The 6,000-nt window shown below is 35.5% G+C and carries 8 protein-coding genes; 6 read left to right on the top strand and 2 right to left on the bottom strand.

The annotated features are described in order from the left end of the window. Positions 1-338: 338 nt before the first annotated feature. Positions 339-713 (bottom strand): hypothetical protein, encoded by a 375-nt coding sequence (locus tag BTR25_RS23790; protein WP_075690477.1) that lies wholly within the window; start codon positions 711-713, stop codon positions 339-341. Positions 714-1,760: 1,047 nt separating this feature from the next. Here BTR25_RS23790 and BTR25_RS23785 point away from each other — a divergent pair. The 3 genes from BTR25_RS23785 (at position 1,761) to BTR25_RS23775 (ending at position 2,718) form a co-directional block, all read left to right on the top strand. Next, the gene (locus BTR25_RS23785; RefSeq protein ID WP_075690476.1) at positions 1,761-2,018 is read left to right on the top strand and encodes a hypothetical protein; all 258 of its coding nucleotides are present in this window, start codon (positions 1,761-1,763) and stop codon (positions 2,016-2,018) included. Next, complete coding sequence (locus tag BTR25_RS23780) at positions 2,018-2,266, top strand: hypothetical protein (RefSeq protein ID WP_139311325.1); 249 nt, start codon at positions 2,018-2,020, stop codon at positions 2,264-2,266. The genes BTR25_RS23785 and BTR25_RS23780 overlap by 1 nt, the downstream gene beginning before the upstream one ends. A 272-nt stretch (positions 2,267-2,538) precedes the next feature. Continuing rightward, positions 2,539-2,718, top strand: coding sequence for a ribonuclease H family protein (locus tag BTR25_RS23775; protein WP_075690474.1), 180 nt, complete (start codon positions 2,539-2,541; stop codon positions 2,716-2,718). Between the two features lie 270 nt (positions 2,719-2,988). Here the strand turns inward: BTR25_RS23775 and BTR25_RS23770 are convergent, their stop codons facing one another. Further along, positions 2,989-3,930 (bottom strand): DMT family transporter, encoded by a 942-nt coding sequence (locus BTR25_RS23770; RefSeq protein ID WP_075690473.1) that lies wholly within the window; start codon positions 3,928-3,930, stop codon positions 2,989-2,991. Positions 3,931-4,307: 377 nt separating this feature from the next. Between BTR25_RS23770 and BTR25_RS23765 the strand changes: the two genes are divergently transcribed. The 3 genes from BTR25_RS23765 (at position 4,308) to BTR25_RS23760 (ending at position 5,833) form a co-directional block, all read left to right on the top strand. Then, complete coding sequence (locus BTR25_RS23765; RefSeq protein ID WP_075690472.1) at positions 4,308-4,628, top strand: ribonuclease E inhibitor RraB; 321 nt, start codon at positions 4,308-4,310, stop codon at positions 4,626-4,628. Between the two features lie 48 nt (positions 4,629-4,676). Beyond that, positions 4,677-4,811 carry a hypothetical protein gene (locus BTR25_RS28570; RefSeq protein ID WP_303046870.1) on the top strand — a complete coding sequence of 45 codons (135 nt, stop codon included), beginning with the start codon at positions 4,677-4,679 and terminating at the stop codon, positions 4,809-4,811. A 266-nt stretch (positions 4,812-5,077) separates the two neighbouring features. Next, entirely contained in the window at positions 5,078-5,833 is a 756-nt protein-coding gene (locus BTR25_RS23760; RefSeq protein WP_075690471.1) for a hypothetical protein, read from the top strand. Positions 5,834-6,000 lie beyond the last annotated feature (167 nt).

Here is a 6,000-nt window from a genome sequence, read left to right as displayed (position 1 = left end):
ATATAAAGTAATCGTCTTTTATATTTTAACGAAACCTAGTAACACCGGTAGTGCTTTAAACCGGTGGGGGACTGACCCTTTTCTTTAAAATGAAAGATTTGATCAAAAAAAGCGGGATGGTCTCGGAGTAACGGGTTCGGTTTTGAGGTACAAAAACACAATTAACTGTGTAATTAGCAACCGAATTAGCACCAATTCCGCAAGTGTTTTGGTAAGTAAAATAACACAAAAATGCTTGGAGCCTAAAATAGGTCCAAGCATTTTTATTTATATACTTTATTGAAGATAAGCTATCCTAAGTGTAATTGATCACAAACTTGTTAATTAAATAGTTACAGCTATTTTTTTTCAATCGCCATACGCAAGTTCGAGATAACTCCAAGGAGCAATACTAACGAACAAACCATTTTTTCAAAAGGTGTTCCAAACAATTGTTGTATAAATCCAAAAGACCAAAGTACAACAAAAAACCAACATATAACGGTTATTCCTCTTTTGTATTTATATAGTTTATTTCTACCAACAATCAACGTAAAAACCACTCCAATAACAGAAATAATGGTATTTATAATAGATATTGGTAGCTGTTCAGCGAATGATTCAGACCTTCCACCATTAACCCAAGTGAATGGGATAATTCCGCTAATAATAAGAAAATGAATTAAGATAGTCAAAGAGTAAAAAATTATCCCCATAAATACAGCAGTYTTCATATTAATTTTTCTTAGTTTTTCTAAAATACATTCACCTCATTTCTTCTTCCTTTTTCAATTTTATTTAATCCATTAATATACTATTCCTATATCGTTTGCCATCTGACAGGTAACTGTTGACACAGCGATTGGTATATTAAAACGAAAAAACTCGCCGCAAAATTGACGGGTTTTCTTAATATGAGGATGAAGACCATTCCCCTTGAAAAATCAGAGAAGAAGGTCTTCATAAAAGCGATGAAGACCATTTCCCTTTGAAAAATCAGAGAAAAAGGTCTTCATAAAAGCGATGAAGACCATTTCCCTTTGAAAAATCAGAGAAAAAGGTCTTCATAAAGGTGATGAAGACCATTTCCCTTTGAAAAATCAGAGAAAAAGGTCTTCATAGCAAACATCATTTGTTTCACCAACCTGAATGGCTTAGCAATTAGAAAACTATTAACAATTACCCCTAAATCAACATTTATATTGACAGGTAATTTGGTAATATTTATTCATTGTACAAGAATTATTGTAAATCATAAAAATGCTGTGAATTGTTTCTACATAACCTTCAAAAAATGCTAATAACCTTGACAAATAAGGAAAATTATGTATGCCACTTCACATAACATACCGTATGTCGTTTAATGAGAATGCACCCGTAAACGGAACCCATTATCCTAAAGGCTAGCGCCTATTAAATGTTCTTGTGCAGCTTTGTTTAAGAAGATAACCTTTTAAGATGATTCTTCAGCGATTAATTTTCTTCTAAATATTTTCGGATTCGTTCCAATATATACCCCTGTTAGTACAAAGGCGGCTCCAATTCCATGAGCCCAGGTAAAGGTCTCGCCTAAAAAGAAGGTGTTGGAGTCAGTCCCTCACAACGGTAGTACTTTAAACCGGTGGAGGGAATGAACCTCTTTCCCATTTTTTTCATAACATGTGTTTATTTGACAATGTGATATGACCTCGTTATGATTAATGTACAAGTTTATTCATCAAATATTAAAGATTAACATAAGATATTATCATCTATATTTTTTTATAGGGGGTGATATCGGAGTGCGAAGGAAGGAGAGACGTAAATTGAAAAATGCTGTTCTTTCACGTCATAGTAAACGTGCTTCCCTTAAAGCGTCATCATCAGCCGGGCTAAGGGCACAACTCTTAGCTACTAGAAATGCTAAACTAATTAATGGGATGATTGATTTTGACAAAATTGAAATAAATATGAATGATGTTCCTGACTTAGGTGAGGATGGTCTCATGATTCTTAGACCTGAAAGTAATAAGATTCATCGTAAATGGCTGGAGGATTAATGATGAGTAGTCGTAGGATGACGCCAGGTGCAGTATATTATGTTCCAAATTTCCCATATGAAGATGGAACTCCGGGCGATGAACGTCCGGGGTTGTTTTTGGGTTATAAAACAATTGATGGTAAGAAGTTTATGCTCTTTTTAAAGGTGACAAGACATCCTCATATAACAAGGGAACCAATTAATACTCAACTTTTATATGGACCAGGGCTAAAGAACATACCTTCTTATGTTCAATGTGATTGGTAATTCCCTGCACCACAAAATACAACAATAGGAAGATATCGTGGTCAAGTTAATCCATCAGATTTAAGAAGGATACTTACCAAATATCGTTCGTATCATATGTAAATACATATTTTAATAGAATAATATTGGTCATGTGAACTTCTGACATTATAAATTTCAAATTCTTCAGTACAAAAAGTGTGCCAGGAATAACCTCTTAATAAAATTTGAACCATTTCACCTACATCTAATGGCAAACTAAGTGCCAGGCAATATCCAAATTAACTGGTATCATGTGGGTACGAATCAAGAAGGCCAATACTACTTTACCTAGAAATAAGAATACAGAACGAGTTTGGAAGCTGATTGAAAGAGCGAAGAATTGGCTGAAACAAAATGAGTATGATATCAAGATCTTAAAATGGGAAACGGATCGTTGGGGAGAAGTGAAGGCGGATTTTGGGAGGAAGTAGTTCCTAAATGATAAAATAAATATAAATACACGAGACTAATGGGCCAGTTCCCCACAACAGTAGTGCTTAAAACCTGTGGGGGACTGACCCTCTTTCCATAAACAGCAGGTCAGTCCCTCGATGTTATATCGATTTATTAATGGATCAGACCAAGCAAAAAAATTAGTTGTTGTACATTTGCCTGTGCAAGAGAAGGACATATATGTTGGATAAATGCTACGCGCTTATCCTAAAGGATAGCGCCTATTAAATGTACTTGTGCAACTTTGTTTAAGAAGATAACCTTTTAAAAGATGATTCTTCAGCGATTAATTTTCTTCTTAATATTTTCGGATTCGTTCCAATATATACCCCTGTTAGAACAAAGGCGGCTCCAATTCCATGAGCCCAGGTAAAGGTCTCGCCTAAAAAGAAGGTAGCCATCAAAACAGCCGATACAGGCATCACATTAATAAAAATGGACGCCTTTGCAGCACCAACTTCTTTGATACCGTAATAATACATAATAAATGAAACAACAGTTACAAAGATACTCATATGGGAAATGGCCACCCAGGTTAAAAAGTCAGCGCTTAGAATATCCTGCCAAGATGTTTCAACTAGTGCAAACGGCAATAAAAAGATCGTACCAAAAGCAACTGCATAGGTAGTGGATTCTACCGCACTATATTTTCTTAATACCACTTTGCCTACCACACTGTACAGCGCCCAACTGAACACAGCTCCGAGTAACACGAAATCAATTGGTTCAAAGCCAAATTGGAACAACGTGAGTAGATGACCCTCGGTGATAATAAAGGTAACTCCAGTTAGAGCAATCACCATTCCAATAATATGGTTTTTTGTGATCGTTTCTTTTAAAAATATTCCTGATAAGAGAACAATCAATACCGGGTTTGAGGCAATGAATAAAGAACTCTTAATAACCGGTGCATGTTTGGTGGCAAGAAAAAAACAAATATTATAGACCGCAATCCCGGTTAAGCCTAGAACTGCGAATAACCCATAATCTTTAAGTGTTGGCTTCTGTCGATTTTTTTCCATCAGCCACATAAGTGGAAACAAGAGGATTGCCGCCCCGAAAAAACGTAAAAAAGCAATCGTTGCTGGTTCGAAGCTTTGAACGGCTATTTTACCTGCAATAAACGCACTTCCCCATGTAGCCGTAGCGATCGTTAACATTCCGTAGATAACCCAATGCTTTTTAATCATCCTATTCCTTCTATCTATTACTTATTTTTGTATATAGTATTGTAACATCTCTTTCCTATCTCGAATACATCGTTTACCTTGTAACATAGATTAATATTTAATAAAGATATTGGTATACAAATAGGATATTAGTTAATTTAACATAAAAAGATAAATAGCTCTAACATTTCTATATGTACACACTAAATTTGAATCATTTCCTACAAACTGAATTTGCTAAAGAAAAGGGCCCACTGCGGTAAAGCTTGCTGCATTGGGGCCAGGCACCTGAGTCAGAAAAAATCAGGTTAGCATCATGAAAATATACGATTAGTAAAAAAGGTATAAGTGAATTATAATGATACCATTGAATGTACCAGATTATGGAGGAAAAATAAATGAAATTCCCAAATGATGCGGATGGAGAGGCTTTACGAAGTCTTTTTAAAGACGGACTAAATTTTAAAAAACCACAATCAGTTGAATTTTTTGTAGCCGTGCCTAATCAAGCAACCGGTGAAAAATTACTGCCAGTACTAAAAGGAGCTGGTTTCAATGGTTTCTTAGAGCAAGACGACGAAACGGATGAGTGGGTGTGTTGTTTCTCTAAACGAATGCTATTAGATTATAGTGATTTAATGAAAATACAAAAACAATTAGATCAATTAAGTAAACCACATGGTGGCTATTCCGACGGTTGGGGCGTTTTTGTAGACTAAAAGCAGGCACAATAAAGATAAAGTAACTTGATTGTGGAGGGATTATTTATGAAAGATGAAAAAGACCTTGCAAAAAATCAAGAAGAGGAATTAGATCTCTTTGAGAAAGAATTAGACCAAGATGCCTTAGATGTAATTAAGCGTTTATACGATAAGACTTTTAAAGATTTGGTTGACCGGTAATGAAATATATTTCTAGTGAAATTGCAGTTCATCAATAAAACAATGATTGAATCATGTAATATACAATTTAGTGAGTATTATTAGAATTAAAGAAACATTCATATAGAAAAAGCATTAAAAGCTAAGAGACACTTTGAGGGTTAGAACCAAAAAGTGTCTTTTTTTTTTTTTACTTTTGCTTATATGATGCAAGGCAATAACCAATAATTGGGCTGAGACGATCAACTTTTTCATATATAAGAGCAAGATATCGAAGGGGGAGAGCGATGGAGACTTTAACGGAACGGGAAGTGAATGATATTCTGAATAGGTTATCTTCTGAGCAACAGGAGTTTTTATGTGCTCACCTTAAACAGGGCAAGAAGAGTAAGTGGCTGGAGGTCCTGTCTCAGAAAAAGGGGATTCCTTTGAACGAAGGGATGACAGAGGAAGAGATAGAGGAGCAAATAGAGTCGTGGGTATTGAAGGAAGTGCTAGATGGTGGGTTTGGCAACAAGCCGTTTCGCTGTGAGTGTGGGGCACCACTCCGTTATCAATACATTGTCTACCATACACAAGAAAAGAAAACCTACCGCTTAGGGGTTCACTGCCTTGAAAACTATACGAAGATATCACCAGAACTGGTCAGAGATATTAAAAAAGGATTTCATACGATTGATTTAGAGCGGGATGAAATCTTAACCAAATTCAAACACAAACAATTCTTTGCCATAGGAAAATTTCTATATATTGAAGACTTACCGGAGGACATCGTCAATCAGGCCAAAATCGGGCTGCCATTAACGGCTAAGCAAATCGAAACAGTCTACCACATCAAAAAGGAATACGATCAAAAGGTTCAAACGAAAAGGATTTATCAACAGTTTAGTGATACGCAAAAAACGTTCTATGAACAGTTACCACGGTGGAAGAAGGAAGAAGTAATCCAAAAGTATATTCATCAGGAAGGTTTTGATGTGGAAATCCCGGAGGACTTTCATCCTTTGGATTACCGGTTCGACTCCGACCACCGGTATCTTTAGGTGAAAACGAGTTAAATAAAGAACCGGTAAACACTCACAAATGTTGATTCTTCAATGTTTGTGGGTGTTTTTTGGTTTTTTGATAAAAGGTTGAAAAAGGTTCGATTTGAATTAGTTTTACACAAATTTCACACAAATATTTTCTAAAAGGCATACTTGTATACAAA

The sequence above is a fragment of the Bacillus sp. MRMR6 genome, from assembly GCF_001940785.1.
Lineage (GTDB): Bacteria > Bacillota > Bacilli > Bacillales > Cytobacillaceae > Neobacillus.
Note: the sequence above shows the minus strand (reverse complement) of the source record. Positions and strands in the feature narration are given on the sequence as shown.